Here is a 16,912-nt window from a genome sequence, read left to right as displayed (position 1 = left end):
TCAGTCCCCCAAGGCCTTCTTGATCACGTCGTCGGCCCTGCCGCCCACGGCGCTTCCGTCGAGGCCGTTGATGTCCTGCTGGGTGAGGTCGATCTTCGGCGCAAACGCTTGCCGGTGAAAGGCGTCGATCAGCGCCACGATCGCCGCTTCGTCCTGAGCGCTGCCCGGCGCGGGTCCCTGCACGCAGTCGACGCGCCGCCCGCGTGGCGCCAAGAGGCAGAGCTCCAGCGCCCTGCCGCGGGCATTGACGGCGACGACGAAGCCGAGGCCCAGGGCATCGGTGGTCAGGCGCCGCGAGTGCTCCAGCCGCGCCGCGACGAGCTGCGCTGCGGGGGTGGCGTCAGCGCGAATGCGGACGGGCAGCGGCAGGCCGAGCACGCGCAGGGCGGTCGGCCAACGATCGAGCACCTCCTCGAAGGCCTGGCGCGCCTGCAGGCGGTCGCCGAGCGCGTAGGCGCTGGCCCCCGTCCAGGCGGCGACGCGGGCCCGCAGCAGGACCTCTTCGTCCGGCAGCTGCTGAAGCGCGAGGCGCCCGCGTTTCAACGCCACGGCGTGATCTGCGCGCCGCGCCGCGCCCTCGCCCTCCACCGCAGCGTAGTACGGGTCGGTTGCGGCGCGCATCTCGATCGACTGGCGGAGCTCGCGAATCACGGTGCCGACGACCGCGTCGCCGGCGACCTCTGCGAGCAGCGGAAGATTCCAGGAGGGCAAGGGCTTGAGGTAGGGCCGCAGCAGCCCGCGGAGCAGGCCATGCTGCGCCAGCAGCCGCGCTGCCTGCCGTCGCCGGGCCCAGGCCAGCAAGCGCAGCCGCAGCAGCTCCAGCCCGCGACCCAGACGATCGCGCAGGCCCCCACGGGCGCTGCGCTCTTCGCGGAGCTGCTCGATGCGTCCCTGCAGCGCGGCGTAGTCGTCGAGCGTATAGATCGTCTCCATCAGCTCCGCCGAATAGCTGAGCAGACCGACACGGTCGGGTGCCTCCAGTACGCGCTCCGCCAGCTCAAAGGCGCGATCGAAGCGGCCGAGCGCAAAGAGCAGGCGTGTCAGCCAGGCGGTGAAGTTCATCTCGAACTGCTGCCGCAGGCGGCGCGGTACGCTCTGGGCGCGAGCCTCTTGCACGGCGGCGATGGCGCGTCGGAAGTCGCCTTGTAGCAGATAGAGGTTGGCGAGGTGTGTATGGGCCGAGGCCGGACAATCGTGAATCGGCGCCTGCAAGGAGCGGTTCGCCAGCCGCTCGACCTCGTCGAAGCGGAAGACGGCGAAGGCGGCCTCTGCGGCGTTGAGGTTCAAGATGCACGACTGATCGCCGGTGCGGCGCAGGCCCTCGAGCGCGACGCCGAAGCATTGCTGCGGTCGCTCACGCTCGAACTCGAGCGAGAGCAGGCCGTTGTAACCGGAGATCCGCCGCTCCAGGTCAGTGGCCTCGGCCGCGCGCCGGGCGAGGCGGGTAGCCTCGGCATAGCGGTGAAGCTTCATCAGCGGCCAGACGCGCCTCTGGTCGGCAGCGGGACCGTAGCGGTGGGCATAGCGCTCGAGCACCGCGAGCTGATCGCTGCGCCGGTCCATTTCGCCGAGCAGCGTCTCCTCCTCCAGCAGCAGACGCCGATCCCAGTGACGCAGCAAGGGATCGCCGGCGGCGCTGGCGAGGCGCTCGGCCAGCAGCGCTGCGGCGCGCTGCAGGTGGTGGAGCGCGCGTGGCAGGTTGCCCTCTTCCTCGCGGAAGACGTGGCTCAGGGCATAGAAGCCGACGAACGATCGCGGGTCGTCGTGCAGGAGGCGCTCGGCCTGTTGCCGCGCCTGGATCAGCTTGTCTTGCGCCAGCGTCGTGAGCAGCTCGCGCTCGGCGGGGTTACGGGCGATGTCGCGGGTCGCCGCGGCGGCCAGGTGGCTGTTGCAGCAGGCGAGCACGAGGGCGAGCAGCCAGCCAAGGCGAGGCTGGGCGGCGCGGGGTCGCAGGGCGCCGGGGGCGAACACGCCTTGCGCCCCTAGCCGCGGCCACCAGCGCGCGGGCGCAAGGTCGAGCGCGAGAGCAGCTCGAGCGGACGCTCGGCCGCCGCGAGGACGATGTCGGCCGCGTCCTCGGCCCCCGGAATAAGCTCCATGCGATGCGAGAGCAGGAGCGGCAGCAAATAGGCCACATCGTCGCTCGACACATAGTCGCGGCCGCGAAAGAGCGCGAGGGTTTGAAGCGCGGGAATGCCCTGGACCAGCGCGCGCGTCGAGACGCCCTGGACGACGCGACGGTCGGCGCGTAGGCGCGCCGCCGTGTCGACCAAGCACTCCTTATGGCGTTGCGTGAGCTGGACCCGCCCACGAATCGCCCGGCGTGCCTCGATCACCTCGTCGCGGCTGACGCGGGGCAGGCCGCACGCCGGCTTGGGGGTGCCCCAGGTCTCGAGCACGCGCAGCTCCGATTCGCGGTCGATGTGTTCCATCCGCACCTTGAAAAGAAAGCGGTCGATCTGGGCCAGCGGCAGCGGATAGGTGCCCGCGACGTCGAGCGGGTTCTGCGTGGCGATCACGAAGAAGAGCTCATCGAGTCGATGGCTGACGTTGTCGACCGTGACCTGCTTTTCGGCCATCGCCTCCAGCAGCGCGGCCTGCACCTTGGGCGACGTGCGATTGATTTCGTCGACCAACAAAACGTGCGCGAAGATCGGTCCGTGACGGAACTGAAAGGTGTTGTTGGCCGTGTCGAAGACCATCACGCCGGTGATGTCCGAGGGCAGCAGGTCGGGGGTGAACTGCACGCGCCGGAAGTCAGCGATCTCGTCGGCCGGCCGATCGTCGGAGATCGACTCCCCGAGCGCCTTGGCCAGCGTGGTCTTGCCCGAGCCCGGGTAGTCCTCGAGCAAGATATGACTGTCGGCGAGGAGCGCCACCAGCACCAGGTCGATCACCTCGTCGCGTCCCATCACGTGCTCGCGGACGCGCGCGCGTAGGCGCTCGGCGATCTGCGTCGCGCGCTCGAGGGTCCCGGCGGCCTGTCGGCCCGGCTCGGTGTCGGCGGCCAACGCGGCCTCCGCAGCCGGATCCCTGTCGTTGATGTTGCGGTTGCTCATCGTTGCATCCCATTTCCCGTCAAGCGTGCCCGGTGCAGCGTGTCAGGTGAACCATCGCCCAGATCTCGTTCATGCCGCTTGCCCCCGGCGAACGGGCTCAGCGCGTCCACAGCCAGCTCAGCGGATTGATCAGCCCGACCAGTCGCCGTAAGGGGTGTGTGTGCTGGGCGAGCTCCCGCGCCACCTGGCGCAGCAGCACCTCGACCTCCGCCCGCTCAGGCGCCCGCTGGCTGCCCCAGGTTGCGGCCAGGTGGGCGGCCGTCAGCGCGACCATATGTGGCGCCTTCGACCGCAGGCGCGCCGCGTGCCTCTCCCGCGTCTCGGCGAAGCGTCGGCCGTAGCCCAGCTCGGTCAGCCGGTCCAGCGTTGCCCGGTAGGCCAGCCGGCAGAAGGCGTCCTCGCCGGCGAAGCGCGGGGCCACGCGCCGCGCGATCTTGATCGCCCACGCGGTCAACAACGCCGCCCATAGTAGCGCGAAGGCCAGGCGCCCGACAGCGCGCCAGGGCACGAGCCAGGGCGTGGGGTGCTGCCCGACGCCGGCCGTGGGGTCGTGGCGCGCGACCTCACCGAGCAGCTTTTCGAGCTCATAGTCGATCGGCGGCGCGGCGGGGACGTCCGTGCGCTCCGGGTGAATGTCGAAGGTCACCCAGCCAATGCCCTCGAGGTGGAGCTCGGGCCACGCATGCGCGCGATCCCCCATGATCAACACCGACGACCCACCGCCGCGCTTGAGGGTCTGGACCGCGTAGCCCAGCGCCACCCGCGCGGCGAGCCCCAGGCTCCGCAGCAGGTAGACGGCCGCGTGGGCGAAATGCACGCAGTAGCCGCGCCGATCGCCGAAGAGGAACGAGGCGGTCGGATCGCTGCTATCAGCGTGATGCGAGCGGCGCGTGTAGAAGCCCTCGCGTTCGAGGAAGTGCTTGATGGCGAGCGCCTGGGCCAGCTCGTCATCGGCGAAGCGCGGATCGACCTGGCGCACGATTTCGCGCGCCAGCGCGGCGTAGCGCGGATCGTCGGGGACCGCCGTGTAGTGCTTGATCCGCGCCGCGGGCCAGTCGGTGGGGATCGAACGCTGCCCGAGCAGCCGCTCGCCCGGCGTCGCCAGGACGCGCGAAAGGACCTCGTAGGCGGCGACGAATTGGCGCGAGTTGGGGTTGTCCACGGCGCGCAGGGCAATCGCGTGCGAGAGCGCCGGCGGTTGGGGGTGGTCGACCAGCAGGTACATCGTCGTCGGGACGAGGACGTGCGCCTCGGCGCGCTGTTGCTGGCGCTGGCCCCAGGGCGCCGCGCTGGGAAAGCGCGCGGGCACGTCGAGATCGGCTCGCGGATCGGCGGTGAGGCGCACGCCATTGAAGGCCGAGAGCGCCCGCTGGCGAAAATAGAGGATCCCTCCCGGCGGGCTGAAGTCATCGCGCAGGATCGCGAGCGCGACCGGCTGGGGGGGCGCCTGCGAGCGGTAGTCGTCGCGGAAGAGCGAGTCGTCGCGCGTTCCGCTGCCCTCCTTCCGGGGCGTGTTCGCTGAGCGCGGGCGCCTTCCGCTCAGGCCCAGCGAATCGGCGCCGTCCAGGGGCCCGACCCGCAGGTTGCCCAGCGCGAAGAAGAAGAGCGTGCCCAACAGGGCCAGCAGGGCGAGCGTGGTCAAGAGCTTGAGCAGGCGCTGCGAGCGCAGGAAGAGCAGCGCGGCCAGCAGCGTGGTCACGGCGCCCACCGCGACCAAGGCGTGGGTCGGATCGATGCCGCGGCCCCAGGCCCAGTCCGACAGCCAGCGCGGCCGGTGGATCATGCCGTGGCGATGGGCCGCCAGCGCCGCGGCGGCCGACCCCGCGACGAAGGCCACCTCGAGCAACGAAAAGATCCGGCGCCGAATCGCCAGCAGGCGCAGCAGAAAGAGCGTGCAGAGGCCACCGACGCCGAAGGTCAAGACGTCCGCCGTTGCGAGCGCTCGCTCGATTCCCAGCGCGGCCGCCAGCGGTGCTCGCTGCAGCAGGCGCTCGGCAAGCAGCGCGACGACCACGGTCAGGAGCAGCGCGGCGAGCGCCGCCACACCCAGGCGCAGACGGTGGCGGTGGGCGACGGGTGCCAGGAGCAAGCCGACGGTGCCAAGCAAGATGGCGGACCACACGCCAGCGCTCGAGGCGAAGCCGCCGAGGTAGAGATAGATCGCCGAGGCGTGCAGCAGCGTGCGGAGCGCCGTTACGTGGACCGACTCGACGCGCCGCTCGCGCCCTGTGCCCGCGCCGGCGGTCAACGCGCCAACGCTTGCAGCTTGCCGAGCGGGACGAGCTCGCCGCTCGGGCGGTGGATCACGCGCACGTGCAGCCCGCAGCCCTGCAGTCGCTGGACAATCGCCGGCACCTGCGCCATGCGTCGCCGCGCCGGATCGCCCTCGGCGAAGAGCAGCCGCTTGAGCGGGTGCACTGGGGGCGGTCCCAGCTCGGCGTCGATCCCGAGCACCACTGTCCCTCCGCTGAGCAGGGGCGCCAGCTCGACGACACGGCTCAGCCAGGGGCCCTGCGTGGGCGGGACGAAGAGCAACCAACTCCGGCCGCGCTGCTGGTGGACGCGCTGGAGGAAGGCCTCGAGCCGCGCGGCGCCCTGACGACGCGCGCCGACGGAGGCGATCAGCAGCTCGAGCGCCTCCGCAGCCCGCGTCGCGGGCTGCTCGGCGTTGTCGGTACCGAAAAGAAAATGGGTGCCGAGCAGACCATCTTCGATGAAGAGCCGCGCGACGCTGGCGCTAGCCTCGTCGCCGGTGCCGGCCACGAAGAAGGCAGCCGCGCTCGAACTGGGGATCAGCGCGCGCTCGGGCGTCCGCACCAGGAGCTGGCGCGTGCGGGCATAGGCGCGCCAGAGCACGTGGCGCAGGGGATCGCCGTAGCCGTAGCCCCGCATGTCGAGCAGGTCACCAATGGGCTGGCCGACCGGATGCGAGTAGCCGTCGCCGCTGGCGAACTGCGAGACGACGTGCGCGGTGGCCGTCGCGCGACCGGGCAGGATGCGTACGCGCTGGGGGCTCGTGCGATGGAGCGCGAAGCGCGTCAGGCCAAAGATGTCACGCACGACGAAGCGCCGCTGGACGCTGGCGTAGCTCCCTCGCTCGCGCGGTCGGACCAGCTCCTCGACGCGGCCACCGCCGAAGGCCACCGAGACCGCGACCGATCGCGGCTCAGCCCACTCGAGGCGAACCTGAACCATCGGCCATTTGGCGAAGCGCGGGTAGGAGAAGCCGGTGGTCGCGCGGACGCCGCTCTCCAGCGTCAGGTTCTCGGCCGCGCCGCGGCTGCGGCGCAGGCGCAGGGCGAGCACGGCCGTTACCGCCAGCACGTTGACTGCCGCGCTGGCGACGAGCAGCAGCGCGATCAACGCCGCAGCGTGCAGCACGAAGTCGCCGCTGCGGCGGGCCAGGTGGCTGCCGATCCAGCCGGCCAGCGCCGCGACGACGAGGCCGAGCGGCGTGAGCGGTATCGCATAGCGCAGCCGGAGCAGGCGGCGGAGCCATGGGGTTTGCTCGAGCTCTGCCGCGCGCTTCCACACGATCGACTGTCCTGCCCACGTTAGATCGTCGGGTAGCGTGTCGCAGGGGCTGCGTTTCGGCAAGCCCTCGCCGGCCCGCGAGCGAGCGATGGGCTGCTAGCCGTGGTCGAGCGCGACGATGCGCTGGCGCAGCGCGAGCACGAACTTCTGCACGGCGCGGCGCAGGCCGTTGCTCAGCAGCGCCTCGGGGACGGGGAGGCGCGGCTGCAGCAGCATCTCGTAGATCACGAGGCAGCGGTTGCGACCCCAGGGCTTGACCCAAAACGCGCCCTCGTAGCGCGCGAGCGTGCCCTCGACCATCTTCCAGCGCGCGACATACACGGCACCGCGCTTGCCGTGTTGCAGTTGCAGGCGAGCGCGGGTCTTGCCGAGCGGCCAGGGCAGCCGCGCGACGAGCTCGTAGAGCCCCTTCTTGGCGTCCTTGAGCCTGCGCGCTTCGGCGATCCGCGGGGCGAAGTGAACATAGTTCGGTACGTCAGTGAGCACGGCGAAGACGCGCGCTGCGGCTGCGTCGACGATCCCGACGGCGCGCGCGCGATGCGCGCGATCGGCCGGGATCGTGATCGCTACGACCTGCCCGCTCTCGAGCTCATGCCGCAGCTCTGCCCAGGCTGCTCGTGGGTGGACCGCCGCGCCTAGCAGCAGCAAGACCGCCCAGAACCAATGTCGCATCGACGCTCCGTCAGGGGCCCTGGCATGTCCTTCGCGGCCCGCGCAGACGATCGCGCCGAGAGGGGACCGGGCAGAGGATAATCCATGCCGCGCGCTGGAGCCACGGGCACGGCGCAGCTTCCGCGCCGCAGCGCGGGCGGCCGCGCGCTATTCGCGCTGCAAGGCGAAGGACTTGAGCTTCTTGTGCAGATTCGTCCGTTCGATGCCGAGCGCCGTCGCCGTGCGCGAGATGTTCCAGTCGTGCTCCTTCAGTCGCTGGAGCAGGAACGCCCGCTCGACCTCGTCCTTGAACTCCCGCAGCGTGCGCCCAGGAAAGCGCTCGAGGTCGACGCCAGGCGCCGCGCTCGAGGCCTCGGCGAAGAGCGGCGGCAGGTCGGCCACTCGAATCGTTTCCTCGCTCATGATCACAGCGCGTTCGATCACGTTCTTCAGCTCGCGCACGTTGCCTGGCCAGTCGTGGCGGCGCAGCCGCTCGAATACCGCTGGATCGACCTGCTTGGTGCGAAAGCCGTTGGCGCGGCAGAAGTCGACCACGAAGTGCTCGACCATCTCGGGCAGGTCGTCGAGGCGCTCGCGCAGCGGCGGTGAGTGGAGCGTCACCACGTTGAGGCGGAAATAGAGGTCCTCGCGAAAGCTGCCCTGCACGACCTCGTGCCGCAGATCCTTGTTCGTCGCGGCGATGACGCGCACGTCGACGCGCACGGGGCGCTCGCCGCCGACGCGCGTCAGCTCGCCGGTTTGCAGCACGCGCAGCAGCTTGGCCTGGGCGGCCAGGCTCATGTCGCCGATCTCGTCGAGCATCAGCGTGCCGCCATCGGCGACCTCGAAGAGGCCGCGCTTGCGGTTGATCGCGCCGGTGAAGGCGCCTTTTTCGTGGCCGAAGAGCTCGCTCTCGATCAGCTCCGGGGGGATCGCCGCGCAGTTGACCTTGACGAAGGGGCCGCTGTGCAGCGCGCTATGGTCGTGAATCGCCCGCGCCACCAGCTCCTTGCCGGTGCCGCTATCGCCGGTGATCAGCACGCGCGCTCGGGTCGGCGCGACCTTGGCGATTTGCGCGAAGAGGGGCTGCATCGCCGGGCTCTTGCCGATCATCGCGAAGCGTCCGCTGACCTCTTGGCGCAGGTGCCCAACCTCGCGTTCCGCGCGCCGCTGCCGCAAGGCGTTGCGCACGGCGATCATCACCCGCTCGCGATCGAGGGGCTTCTCGAGGAAGTCGAAGGCGCCCAGGCGGGTCGCCTGCACGGCGTCCGCCACGGTGCCATGCCCTGAGATCACGATCACCGGTACGATCGTCTCACCGCTTGCGGCTGTATCGCGCAGGTGCGCCAGCGCCTCGAGCCCGCTCAGTCCGGGCAGCTTGAGGTCGAGCAGGACGCAGTCCACCATTTGGCTTTCGAGCAGCGCCAGCCCCTGCTCGGCGTTCTCGGCATCGAGGACCTGGTAGTGCTCCGACTCGAGCACCAGACGCAGGGTGCGGCGGATGTTGCGCTCATCGTCGACGACGAGCACCGTCTGCGAGGTTGCCGACTCCATCGGAAGCAGCATAGTGCCGGCCGCAGACCAAGTAAACGCAGGCGTTCCGCCCGCAGCGGCCAGCCCGTTCACATCCTCTCACCGCGGCCTTGACACCCTTGCCGCCGCCGGGGCATCGTCGGCCGCCGTGCGGCGATGGTGGCTGTGCGGAGCGGTTGCCGTCGCGGCAGCAGGTGCAGGGCGCGGCGGTCGAGGAGGGGTGGATGGCCGGAATCAACAAGGTGATTCTGATCGGCAACCTTGGTGCAGACCCTGAGCTGCGCTTCACGGCGGGCGGTCAGGCTGTTGCAGACTTGCGCCTGGCGACCTCGCGCCGCTGGCAGGGCAAGGACGGCAGCACGCAGGAAGACACGCAGTGGCACCGCGTGGTGGTCTGGGGCAAGCAAGCCGAGCAGTGCAAAGAGTTCCTTAGCAAGGGACGCCAGGTCTATGTCGAGGGCCGCTTGCAGACCCGCTCCTGGGAGGACCGCGACGGCAATAAGCGCTACACGACTGAGGTGGTGGCGCAGCAGATTCAGTTCCTCGGCGGCGGACGTGGTGGCGGTGGCGGGGACCTTGATCAATCGGCGCCGCCCGCGGATCACGACGCGCCCGGTGATCTGGGCGACGATATCCCTTTCTGAGCTGATGCAGCCCGCGGGGCGGCCGTCTAGGCACTGCGCCAGTAGGTACTGCGCTGGCCCGTTCGGCATCGACTGCCGCATTGACGTAGTGGCGCCGGGCTGTGGCGCCGATCTAGACGAGATCCTCAGCCGCCCAGCTGGACCCATTTTGACCCATTGTGGTTGTGGGCGCCGATCTCGGGCGCTTGCTCCGCTGAGCCGAGCCGAACGATGTATCGCGGCCAAGTCGTCGCCGTGGTCATGCCCGCCTTCAACGTGGCGGCGGAGATCGGCCGCGCCGTGCGAGCGGTGCCCAGCTTCGTCGATCACCTGATTGTGGTCGACGATGGCAGTCGCGACGCGACGGCGGCGATCGTCGCCGCGCTCGGACGCGAAGGGCTGTCGCTGCTCCGTCATCAGCGCAACCGCGGCGTGGGCGCGGCGATCGCCAGCGGCTATCGCGAGGCGCTGCGTCGCGGCGCGGCCGTGGTCGCCGTGATGGCGGGTGACGGGCAGATGGACGGCGCCGAGCTGACGGCGCTGCTCGACCCGGTGCTCGCCGGCCAGGCGGACTACGTCAAGGGCAACCGCTTCCGTCACCCAGAGATCTGGCGGGTCATGCCCTGGACGCGGATCGTGGGCAACGTGGTCCTCAGCCTGCTGACCAAGCTGACCTCCGGCTACTGGCAGCTCTTCGACTCCCAATGCGGCTACACCAGCGTCTCGCCGGCGGCGCTCGAGGCGATCGGCTGCCGCTTCTTCGCGCGCTACGGCTACCCCAACGATCTGCTCGCGCGGCTGCGCCTGGCGCGCGCGCGGGTCGTCGAGGTGCCGGTGCGGCCGATCTACGACGGGCAGCGCTCGGGGATTCGGCCCTGGACGCTCGTCTACCCGATGCTCTTCGTGCTGCTCGCTTCGTGGGCGCGCCGGCTCTTGCTGCGGCGCCGGTGGGTCGGCGCGACGCCCGTTGCGTCGATCGACAGGGCGCGCGCTGCAGCAGCGCCCGCCGAGGGCGCGCTGGCGGACGAATGCGCGTCGGGGTACTGACCACCTCCTATCCGCGGCACGCCGATGACTGGGCGGGCGGGTTCGTCGCCGAGCTGGCGCGCTGCCTCGCGCGCGCGGGCGACGCGATCGAGGTGCTGGCGCCCTTTCCGGCGGCCGAGGGCACGCCTGGGATCCGCTTGCGCGCGCTGCGCTACGCGTGCCGGCCGCGCCTGTGTTACGGGGCCGGCGTTCCCGACAACCTCTTCGGCGCGGCGCGCCGGCGCCCTCAGGCTGCGGTCTGGGCGCAGGTTCCGGCCTATCTCGCCCTCGCGGCGGCAGCCACCTGGTGGCACTCCCGCCGCTGGGACGCCGTGGTCAGCCACTGGCTGCTGCCCTCCGGTCTGGTCGCCGCGCGGCTGGCCCGCGGGCGCCCACACCTGGCGATCGCGCATTCCTCGGACGTGCATTTCTTGCGGCGCTTGCCCGGCGGCGCGGTTGTGCTGCGCGCGCTCGCGCGGCCGCGCTCGGCGCTGGTGTTGACCAGCGCGACGCTGCGGGCGCCGCTGCTGGAGGTGGCGCGCGACGATTCGAGCCGCCGCTGGGTCGAGCGCGCACCGGTCATGCCGATGGGGGTCAGGGCGCCGCCCTGGGTCGCGGCCGAGCGCAGGGCCCTCCCTCCGCGGCGGAACAGGTCGGCGCTGCGGGTCCTCTTCGTCGGTCGCTTGATCGCGCTCAAGGGCGTAGATGTGCTGCTGCGGGCCTGCGCAGCGGGGCCTTTCGCGCTCAGGGTCGTGGGGGATGGCCCGGAGCGCTCGGTGCTGGAGCGGCTCGCTGCCACGCTCGGCGTAGCGGTCGAGTTCCTTGGCCCGCTGGGCGTTGAGGCCAAGTGGCGAGCGCTCCTCGCCGCGGAGGTGTTGGTCTTGCCCTCGCGCGTCCTGGCCGACGGTCGCACCGACTCCGCGCCGGTGACCGTGATCGAGGCGCTGACGGCCGGGACAGCGGTGGTGGCGTCGGCGGTGGGCGGGGTGCCGGCGTTGCTCGCGGCGGGACCATGCGGCCTGCTGGTGCCGCCGGACGATCCCCCCGCGCTGCGGGCGGCGCTGCAGCGCTTGCACGAGGATGCGGCGCTCAGTGAGCGATTGGTCGCCGCTGGTCGGCAGCGGGCGCGGGCCTTCGCGTGGGAAAGCGTCGGCGCGCGCTACCGGGCGCTGCTCGCCGCGCTCTAGGGCCGGGGTGGCGCGGGGCTGCTGCTGACGGGGACCGCGCTAGGGAGCGCAGCCCTCGGTGCTGACGGTGCGGGGGACGTCGACTGTGATCACCGGATTGCTGCTGCCGGCGCCGACGAGCACGTCTTGTTCCTGCTGCCAACAGACCGCGGGGCTGTCTGAGCCGTCGTTGACGGCCCCACGCAGCTTGAGGCGGTAGAGCCCCCAAGGGAGGTTGGCGATGCGCTGCGCTTCGGCGCTGCAGGCGCGCGGCGTGCTGTCGTCGACTGGCGTGCAGAGCGATAGGCCTTCGCCGCCCGCCGGGCAGAGCTCGAGGTTCTCGACCGCCTGGCCGTTGAAGCGCAGCAAGGTGATCTGCAGGGTCACGGGCGGTCGGGTCGCCGTGCAGGACTGTCCCTCGAAGGTCGTGCGAAAGAGCAGATCGCCCCTGATCCCCGCGCCGTCGAGGAAGGAGTCGTGGAAGAAGTCGGCGATCAGCACGCCGCCTCGCGTGCCGGCGCGCACGACGGCGCTGGCCTCGGTCGTCAGATCGGCGCCGCCGGCGTCGCGGAGCTTGACCGCGACCGTGTGGCTGCCGATCTTGAGGTCGCTGATCGTCGCGGCCATCCGCCCGCCAGCCTCGCAGGGCACCGTGATCGGGCTGCCGTCGACCGTCACGAGCGCCTCGGCCGCGCCGACCTCGGCGCAACGATCCCAGCTTTGGTCGTCAGTCGTGCCGATCGTGCCGTTGAGGTTCCAGCTCACCTCGATGCGTCCGAAGAGCGCGAGGGCGACGCTGACCGGCCCCGGCCTGCTGGTCGCCAGATCGACGCTGTCGACGAGCTGACCCAGGTCGCGCTCGTCGGCCGCGCGGGCGTAGACCGTGACCGTGTAGCGCCCGACCTCGAGCCCCTCGAAGGCGCGACCCGAGGTCCAGGCCTCAGCCGCGCAGTCCAGCCGCACGCGGGCGTTCTCGGGCCCGTCGGCCACGACCTCCCAATGGTCGATGCCATAGTCGGTGCAGAAGGCGGGGGTGTTTGCGCCGTCGAGCGTCCAGGAAACCACCAGGTCGTCGACGACCACCGTCCTCCCGCTGCAAGCGCTCAGGCCGGCCACCAAGAGGCATGCTTGCGCCACTGCTCCCGCCCGCTGCCGGGTTTGCTGCCAATCGCTCATCCTTCGCTCCTCTCTCTCGCGGCGCTGCCGCGTCTGCTGCCGCCGTTTTGAAGCTCGGCGGAAGCAGTCCTAGCGCGTGCGCTAGCGTTCGATCAACACCAGGCTCACGTTGAGGTTGGTCAGCTCGCCGACCGCGACCTGCCGGAGCAGGAGCGCCGGCGTCCGGACGCCGGCGCTCGGACCGAGGGCGCGGCCATCGGCGGCGAGCAGCTCGATGCCGGTAGCATAGGTCCCGGCCGGGATCACGAAGGGCGTCACGCCGACCTCGTCGCTGCAGTCGAAGCGACAGTAGTCCGCCGTGGCGCAACTGTCGTCGCCGCTGGGTTCGGGCAGCAGGCGCAGGCGCACCTTGTCGACCGTGACCGCGGGGTCGTCGCAGCGCAGGCGCTCGCCCTGGGCGTTGCGCAGCGTCCAACGGGCCTCGATCGCGCCGCCGTTGATCGCGACGCAGCCATCGAGCGCAACGAGCGCGACGACGAGGGTCGCCCCGCGCAGGCGCGCGCTGCTGCTCCAGGTCGGCATGCTCGCTGCCCCCACTTTCCTCGACCGGCCAGTCGATCAGCGACGGGCCCGTCGAATACCGACCGGTACGGTTCTCGCCAACCGGCCCGTGTTCGGCGATCGTTGGCCGACCATGAGGTCTAGCCGGTGGCGAGTATACTCCCGGCGCGGCTCCGCGGTTGCTGTTGCTTGGCGCTGGTGGTTAATGTCCTGGCCGCCGGCTGCGCATGGGCATGCACGGGCGACCGCGGTGGCTCGCCACGGGCCGGCGGCCGGCGGAAAAAGGGGCAATTGTGGGGCAGACGATACTGGCGCTGACGGCGCAGGAACTCGACCTCTGGGCGCTCGTGCTGCAGTCGCGCGGGGTCGTGATGGTGGTGCTGGTGATGCTCGCGCTCTTCAGCGTCGTGAGCTGGTACATCATCGCCTACAAGTACTTCGCGCTGCGGCGGGCGGCGCGCCAGTCGCAGGAGTTCATGACGACCTTCTGGAACTCGAAGCGGCTCGACGCCATCTTCAAGGCGGCGGAAGGCTACCCCGGCTCGCCGATTGCACAGGTCTTTCGCGCCGGCTACGTCGAGCTGAGCAAGCTGAAGAGCGACAAGCGCGGCGAGGGCGACAAGCGCGGCGAGGGCGAGTCCGATAGCTGGCTCGGTGACATGCAGAGCATCGAGCGGGCGCTCGAGCGGGCGCGGACGGCCGAGCTCACGCACCTCGAGAACATGATTCCCTTCCTCGCCACGACGGGTTCGGCGGCGCCCTTCGTTGGGCTCTTCGGCACGGTCTGGGGCATCATGAACTCGTTTCGCAGCATCGGCGTGCAGAAGTCGGCCGGCCTCTCGACGGTGGCGCCGGGGATCGCCGAGGCGCTGGTGGCGACGGCGATCGGCTTGATGGCCGCGATTCCTGCCGTCATCGCCTACAACTACTTCACCCGGCGGGTGAAGGTGCAGGCGGCGGAGATGGAGACCTTCGCCAGCGACTTCCTGAACATCGTGAAGCGCCACTTCTTCAAGTAAGCGCGGCGGAGCTGAGCGCGGCAACAGCGTCGGCGCAGCGGCAGGGGATGACGATGGCGATGAGCGGCGGCAACGGTGGATCGTTATTGGCGGAGATCAACGTCACGCCGATGGTCGACGTGATGCTGGTGCTGCTCGTGATCTTCATGGTCACGGCGCCCCTGCTCGAGCAGGGCGTGGACGTCGATCTGCCGCGCGCCGAGGCCCAAGCGGTCGATGCCGAGCAGAAGAAGCTGGTGCTGAGCATCGACGGGCAGCGGCGTTTGTACCTTGGGCGCGCCTTCGTCCCCTTCTCCCAGCTCTTCGACAAGTTGAAGCATAACGAAAAGCTCCAGGTCGAGCGTGAGCTCTATCTTCGCGCTGACCGTCATCTGCCCTATGGGCTCGTCGTGCGGATCATGGCGCTGGCACGCCAGGCCGGCATCGAGAAGGTCGGCATGATCACCGAGGCGGCGCCCGAAGGCGAGCTGGGGGCCGAGAGCGAGGCGGGGCTGGCTATGCCGCCAGCCAGGGCTGCTGCGGGGGCGCGCCCTTGAGCTCGCCGCAGGCCTTCGCCGGCAGCGGCAGCTGGGACGAGGGCGCTGGAGCGCCGGTGCGGCGCCGCGGGTTTGCGCTCTGGGGCCTGCTCGGCACGCTCCTGGTCCATGGCGGTCTGATCGCCGCGGTGCTCTACCAGCGCCAGGTGCATGCCGAGGCCACGGCCCCGGCGCCGGCCTATGTCGTCGCGCGTCTGGTGCGCCTGGGCCAGCCGCGAGACCGACGCACTTTGCCAAAGCGCCTGGCCGCGCCGCCGCCGATGCGTCCGCCGGAGGCGCCGAGCTACGACGCGGAGGCCACCGACGCGCCGCGCGCGACGGCGCCCAAACCCGCGCCAGAGCGCGATGCAGTGGTCGGCGATCGCCTGCGCCAGGCCTTGGAGAAGGCCGCGCTGCTCGACGAGGGCGCGCGGCAAATCGCCGCAGAGGGTCAGCCCGACGGGGTCGTCGGTGGCACGGCTAGCGAGGCGAACGCGGGCGATGCCTACATCACGCGCATCGCCGACCTGTGGATTCGCGGCTGGTCCTTACCCGCGATCATTCCGGCGGAGGAGGCGATGCAGCTCTTTGCGCTCGTCGTCGTCCGCATCGACGCGGCCGGGGCGATCCAGTTCCCGATCACCTTCGACCGTTCCTCGGGCAACGTTCACTTCGATAACTCAATTCGCGCCGCCTGGCAGCGCATTGGCCGGCTGCCCGTCCCGCCGCCCGATCGCCTGGCCTCGCTGGTGGCGAATGGGTTGGCGCTCAAGCTGACCTGGAAGGGAGTCCAATGAACCCGCTGCTGTTTCTTCGTCGTGCCGCGATCGCCCTCGCCCTGGTCGCTGCTGCTCTGGTCGGGCTGCGAACGAGCGCGGCTCAGTCCGCGGGAGCGCGCCAGTATACCGAGATCGCTGGCACTGGGCAGACGCTCTATCGGATCGCCGTGGCGCCCGCGCTGCAAAGCGGTTCGGGGATGGGTGGCGACGCGCTTCAGCTGCAGCAGGTCTTGGCGCGCGATCTGACGCTGATCGGTCTCTTCAAGGTGCTGGATACCCGCGGCCTGCTCGCCGATCTCGCCGCCGAGGGCACGGGGATCGAACCCCAGCGCTGGGCCGATGTTGGCGCGCAGGCGGTGGTCAAGGCCCGACTCAGTAGCAGCGAGGGTCGTCTGGCGGTCGAGTGGTATCTCTATGACCTCGGTCGCAGTCGCGAGCCCGTGCTCGTGCGGCGCGATGTGGGGAAGAGCGCGCGCCTATTGGCACACCGCTTCGGCGATGCGATCGTCACGTACTTCACGCACGAGCCGGGGATCTTCCTGACGCGCTTGGCCTTCGTCGCGGGCAGCGCGCGTCGCGGCATCTCCCAGGTCTATGTGGCCGACTATGACGGCTACGGTGTGCAGCTGGTGTCCCGCACCGGCAAACAGAACCTGCTCCCGGGCTGGGGTCCGGGGGGCAGGCTGACCTACACCTCGCTCTTCTGGAACAACCCGGACCTCTTTCTGATCCCCTCTCCCGGTGCTCGCGCGCAGCGCATCTCGCGCTGGCCCGGATTGAACAGCGGCGCGGCGTGGTCCCCCGACGGCAAGCGCATCGCCTTGACCCTGAGTAAGGACGGCAACGCCGAGCTCTACCTGACTGATCCGCGCGGGCAGCTGCTGCGGCGGTTGACCAATCACCCGGCGATCGACACTTCCCCGACGTGGTCACCCGACGGCACGCGCATCGCCTTTGTCTCGGATCGCGGCGGGTCGCCGCAGATCTACGTGATGCCGGCGGCTGGTGGCACGGCGCGGCGGCTGACCTTCGCCGGCAACTACAATCAGGAGCCCGACTGGTGTCCGCGGCGTGAGACGCCGCTGGTGGCCTTCACCGGCCGCGACGAGCAGGGCGCCTACGACATCTTCACGATCAACGTGGTCAGCGGCGAGGTGGCGCGGCTGACGCAAGGGCAGGGCAGCAACAAGAGCCCGGCATGGGCACCGAACGGAAGGCTCGTGGCGTTTACCTCGAGCCGCGGCGGCCTCTGGCTGATGACCGCCGATGGGCTCAATCAGCAGCGGATCTTCCGCGGTGACGCGCGGACGCCCGCCTGGTCGCGCTGAGA

15 protein-coding genes are annotated in these 16,912 nt (G+C 70.5%); 7 read left to right on the top strand and 8 right to left on the bottom strand.

The features are described from left to right. The 6 genes from IPL40_10585 to IPL40_10560 form a co-directional block, all read right to left on the bottom strand. Positions 1-1,971: a hypothetical protein gene (locus tag IPL40_10585; protein ID MBK8481609.1), complete on the bottom strand. Its 1,971-nt coding sequence runs from the start codon at positions 1,969-1,971 to the stop codon at positions 1-3. Positions 1,972-1,982: 11 nt separating this feature from the next. Next, positions 1,983-3,059, bottom strand: a complete 1,077-nt coding sequence (locus IPL40_10580) for an AAA family ATPase (protein ID MBK8481608.1) — start codon at positions 3,057-3,059, stop codon at positions 1,983-1,985. Positions 3,060-3,156: 97 nt separating this feature from the next. Next, entirely contained in the window at positions 3,157-5,307 is a 2,151-nt protein-coding gene (locus IPL40_10575; protein MBK8481607.1) for a transglutaminase family protein, read from the bottom strand. Beyond that, the gene (locus tag IPL40_10570) at positions 5,304-6,593 is read right to left on the bottom strand and encodes a DUF58 domain-containing protein (GenBank protein MBK8481606.1); all 1,290 of its coding nucleotides are present in this window, start codon (positions 6,591-6,593) and stop codon (positions 5,304-5,306) included. Before IPL40_10570 ends, IPL40_10575 begins: the two co-directional genes overlap by 4 nt. Before the next feature lie 96 nt (positions 6,594-6,689). Then, complete coding sequence (locus IPL40_10565) at positions 6,690-7,265, bottom strand: hypothetical protein (protein ID MBK8481605.1); 576 nt, start codon at positions 7,263-7,265, stop codon at positions 6,690-6,692. Positions 7,266-7,412: 147 nt separating this feature from the next. Beyond that, positions 7,413-8,798 carry a sigma-54-dependent Fis family transcriptional regulator gene (locus IPL40_10560; GenBank protein MBK8481604.1) on the bottom strand — a complete coding sequence of 462 codons (1,386 nt, stop codon included), beginning with the start codon at positions 8,796-8,798 and terminating at the stop codon, positions 7,413-7,415. Positions 8,799-9,001: 203 nt separating this feature from the next. Here IPL40_10560 and IPL40_10555 point away from each other — a divergent pair, with 203 nt between their 5' ends. The 3 genes from IPL40_10555 (at position 9,002) to IPL40_10545 (ending at position 11,613) form a co-directional block, all read left to right on the top strand. Next, positions 9,002-9,421, top strand: coding sequence for a single-stranded DNA-binding protein (locus IPL40_10555; GenBank protein ID MBK8481603.1), 420 nt, complete (start codon positions 9,002-9,004; stop codon positions 9,419-9,421). A gap of 210 nt (positions 9,422-9,631) precedes the next feature. Then, positions 9,632-10,447 carry a glycosyltransferase family 2 protein gene (locus tag IPL40_10550; GenBank protein MBK8481602.1) on the top strand — a complete coding sequence of 272 codons (816 nt, stop codon included), beginning with the start codon at positions 9,632-9,634 and terminating at the stop codon, positions 10,445-10,447. Beyond that, the gene (locus IPL40_10545) at positions 10,429-11,613 is read left to right on the top strand and encodes a glycosyltransferase family 4 protein (protein ID MBK8481601.1); all 1,185 of its coding nucleotides are present in this window, start codon (positions 10,429-10,431) and stop codon (positions 11,611-11,613) included. The genes IPL40_10550 and IPL40_10545 overlap by 19 nt, the downstream gene beginning before the upstream one ends. Positions 11,614-11,652: 39 nt before the next feature. On the opposite strand, the gene IPL40_10540 is transcribed toward IPL40_10545, so the two are convergent. Together IPL40_10540 and IPL40_10535 are read right to left on the bottom strand one after the other, a co-directional pair. Continuing rightward, a complete protein-coding gene (locus IPL40_10540) occupies positions 11,653-12,768 on the bottom strand; it encodes a hypothetical protein (protein MBK8481600.1) in 1,116 nt (371 codons plus the stop codon). An 81-nt stretch (positions 12,769-12,849) separates the two neighbouring features. After that, positions 12,850-13,290 carry a hypothetical protein gene (locus tag IPL40_10535; protein MBK8481599.1) on the bottom strand — a complete coding sequence of 147 codons (441 nt, stop codon included), beginning with the start codon at positions 13,288-13,290 and terminating at the stop codon, positions 12,850-12,852. A 212-nt stretch (positions 13,291-13,502) separates the two neighbouring features. Between IPL40_10535 and tolQ the strand changes: the two genes are divergently transcribed. From tolQ to IPL40_10515, 4 genes are read left to right on the top strand one after another with little or no spacing between them, the layout of a single operon-like run. Next, positions 13,503-14,288: a protein TolQ gene (gene tolQ, locus IPL40_10530; GenBank protein ID MBK8481598.1), complete on the top strand. Its 786-nt coding sequence runs from the start codon at positions 13,503-13,505 to the stop codon at positions 14,286-14,288. 53 nt (positions 14,289-14,341) lie between these two features. Next, positions 14,342-14,824 (top strand): ExbD/TolR family protein, encoded by a 483-nt coding sequence (locus IPL40_10525; protein MBK8481597.1) that lies wholly within the window; start codon positions 14,342-14,344, stop codon positions 14,822-14,824. Next, positions 14,821-15,600, top strand: a complete 780-nt coding sequence (locus IPL40_10520) for a TonB C-terminal domain-containing protein (protein MBK8481596.1) — start codon at positions 14,821-14,823, stop codon at positions 15,598-15,600. The genes IPL40_10525 and IPL40_10520 overlap by 4 nt, the downstream gene beginning before the upstream one ends. After that, positions 15,597-16,910, top strand: a complete 1,314-nt coding sequence (locus IPL40_10515; protein ID MBK8481595.1) for a PD40 domain-containing protein — start codon at positions 15,597-15,599, stop codon at positions 16,908-16,910. Before IPL40_10520 ends, IPL40_10515 begins: the two co-directional genes overlap by 4 nt. The last annotated feature ends 2 nt before the right edge of the window (positions 16,911-16,912 follow it).

The sequence above is a fragment of the Pseudomonadota bacterium genome (genome assembly GCA_016711215.1).
Taxonomy (GTDB): Bacteria; Myxococcota_A; Polyangia.
This window is presented reverse-complemented; position numbering and strand designations above follow the sequence as displayed.

Coding starts and splice junctions, on each gene's coding strand:
- IPL40_10580 (MBK8481608.1), bottom strand. CDS start 3,059: ATGAGCAACCGCAACATCAACGACAGGGATCCGGCTGCGGAGGCCGCG.
- IPL40_10565 (MBK8481605.1), bottom strand. CDS start 7,265: ATGCGACATTGGTTCTGGGCGGTCTTGCTGCTGCTAGGCGCGGCGGTC.
- IPL40_10560 (MBK8481604.1), bottom strand. CDS start 8,798: ATGGAGTCGGCAACCTCGCAGACGGTGCTCGTCGTCGACGATGAGCGC.
- IPL40_10555 (MBK8481603.1), top strand. CDS start 9,002: ATGGCCGGAATCAACAAGGTGATTCTGATCGGCAACCTTGGTGCAGAC.
- IPL40_10550 (MBK8481602.1), top strand. CDS start 9,632: ATGTATCGCGGCCAAGTCGTCGCCGTGGTCATGCCCGCCTTCAACGTG.
- IPL40_10545 (MBK8481601.1), top strand. CDS start 10,429: ATGCGCGTCGGGGTACTGACCACCTCCTATCCGCGGCACGCCGATGAC.
- IPL40_10540 (MBK8481600.1), bottom strand. CDS start 12,768: ATGAGCGATTGGCAGCAAACCCGGCAGCGGGCGGGAGCAGTGGCGCAA.
- IPL40_10535 (MBK8481599.1), bottom strand. CDS start 13,290: ATGCCGACCTGGAGCAGCAGCGCGCGCCTGCGCGGGGCGACCCTCGTC.
- tolQ (MBK8481598.1), top strand. CDS start 13,503: ATGCACGGGCGACCGCGGTGGCTCGCCACGGGCCGGCGGCCGGCGGAA.
- IPL40_10525 (MBK8481597.1), top strand. CDS start 14,342: ATGGCGATGAGCGGCGGCAACGGTGGATCGTTATTGGCGGAGATCAAC.
- IPL40_10515 (MBK8481595.1), top strand. CDS start 15,597: ATGAACCCGCTGCTGTTTCTTCGTCGTGCCGCGATCGCCCTCGCCCTG.